Below are 1611 nucleotides of genomic sequence, written 5' to 3' on the forward strand. Positions count from 1 at the left end.
ATGAAGACATTTTTACTGCTATTAATACAATGGTAACAAGAAATTTTGGCTCATTACCAGTTGTTAATATCAATCAGAAGCCTGTAGGTATAGTTACTGAGAGAGAATTTTTGCTAGTTTATAAGGACCTTGATGAAAAGTTTCCAGTAAAGGCGTTTATGACAACAAAAGTTCAAACTATATACAAAGAGGTCAGATTAGAGCAGGCGGTTAAAGTGATGATTAAAAGAGGGTTCAGAAGGCTTCCCGTGGTAGATGATGATAATAAAGTTATTGGGATAATTACTGCTGTTAACGCATTGAAACAACTAGCTAAGGCTGTAGAAAAATTAGACCCAGATTATTTTTATGGAAAACCGGTTAAGGATATCATGACAAGAAATGTATACACAATAGACGAGATGATGTCTATCAATAAGGCTGCAATGGAAATGATTGTAAGAAGAATCGGCTCACTTCTGATACTAAATAACAATAATACAGTAAGAGGTATAGTGACTGAAAGAGATCTTTTAATAGCATTACATCATATTTTATTATTAGATAGATTAAAAAAGTTATCTTAACCTTAAATATAATATTTCAAATCATAAAAATTAATAAGATGCAGAAGATTATGTTGCGACAAATAAGAATATACATAAATACTTTAACTTATTATACTAACCCGCTATGAAAGAGGTTATATATTCTGAAAAAGCTCCTAAACCAATAGGTCCTTATTCACAAGCAGTTAAAGTTGGGGATACACTTTATATATCCGGTCAAATACCAATCGACCCAAAAACTAATGAGATAGTAGGAAAGAATATAGAGGAACAAACTATTCGTGTATTGGAAAACATTAAGTCAGTGTTAGAAAAATCTGGTTATACCTTAAATGACGTTGTCATGACTTTCGTATTTTTAAAAGATATGAAAGACTTTAGTAAGTTTAACGATATATATTCAAAATATTTTACAGAAAAACCGCCAGCTAGGGTAACCGTGGAAGTTTCAAGATTACCTAGGGATGCATTAATAGAAATTGCTTTAATAGCTCAAAAGACTTAGGAAAAAATCTTTTTCAATAGCTTTTCCGCATGTGCACAATTTAAGTCAAAGAGTTCATGATTTCCATGCTCTATACAGCTTACTTGAATAGGCTTACCTTCTAAAAAAACAATAGTTGCCTCATCGTCCTCTATTATCGTGTACGCTAATCCCTCGAAAACTTTCTTGAAGGTCTCTGTACCACTCATATATCTCACCTTTTTTTGCCTTTTATTTTATATAACTGTTGTTAAACATTTATAAGCTTTTCTGTTTCTTGCTTCAAATTATTTATGTCTATGTTATATTCTTCAACCAGAATTTCTTCTAATCTTTTATTTATCTCTAACATTGAGATATCTCCTCTTAAACCACTAACTATAATATCCCTAAATTCTAAAGGAACGTAATCTAACCTTGGAGAGGCGTTGTGGAAATCATCTAGAACAGATCCTCTAATTTCCTTATTTCTGACGGCTTCCTCAATTTCATTTTCTAACCATTCTGGAAAAGGAAAGTTATTTGTCAAGGTCACATAAAGAGAAACGACAAAGGAATAAACGTCAAACATGACTTCAG

3 protein-coding genes and 1 pseudogene are annotated in these 1611 nt (G+C 31.7%); 2 read left to right on the forward strand and 2 right to left on the reverse strand.

Going from position 1 to position 1611, the window contains the following annotated elements; translation table 11 throughout:
- Positions 1–566: CBS domain-containing protein (locus DMP16_RS09730; protein WP_143577176.1), on the forward strand; the 566-nt coding region annotated here is incomplete at its 5' end.
- 106 nt (positions 567–672) lie between these two features.
- Positions 673–1053, forward strand: coding sequence for a RidA family protein (locus tag DMP16_RS09735; protein ID WP_143577177.1), 381 nt, complete (start codon positions 673–675; stop codon positions 1051–1053).
- On the opposite strand, the gene DMP16_RS09740 is transcribed toward DMP16_RS09735, so the two are convergent.
- Together DMP16_RS09740 and DMP16_RS09745 are read right to left on the reverse strand one after the other, a co-directional pair.
- Positions 1050–1241 (reverse strand): hypothetical protein, encoded by a 192-nt coding sequence (locus tag DMP16_RS09740; protein WP_069282712.1) that lies wholly within the window; start codon positions 1239–1241, stop codon positions 1050–1052. The two genes, DMP16_RS09735 and DMP16_RS09740, sit on opposite strands and share 4 nt — an antisense overlap.
- 41 nt (positions 1242–1282) lie before the next feature.
- Positions 1283–1611 (reverse strand): annotated as a pseudogene (locus DMP16_RS09745) (serine/threonine protein kinase); the annotation flags it as partial.

This window comes from Sulfolobus sp. B1 (assembly GCF_007050195.1).
GTDB lineage: Archaea > Thermoproteota > Thermoprotei_A > Sulfolobales > Sulfolobaceae > Saccharolobus.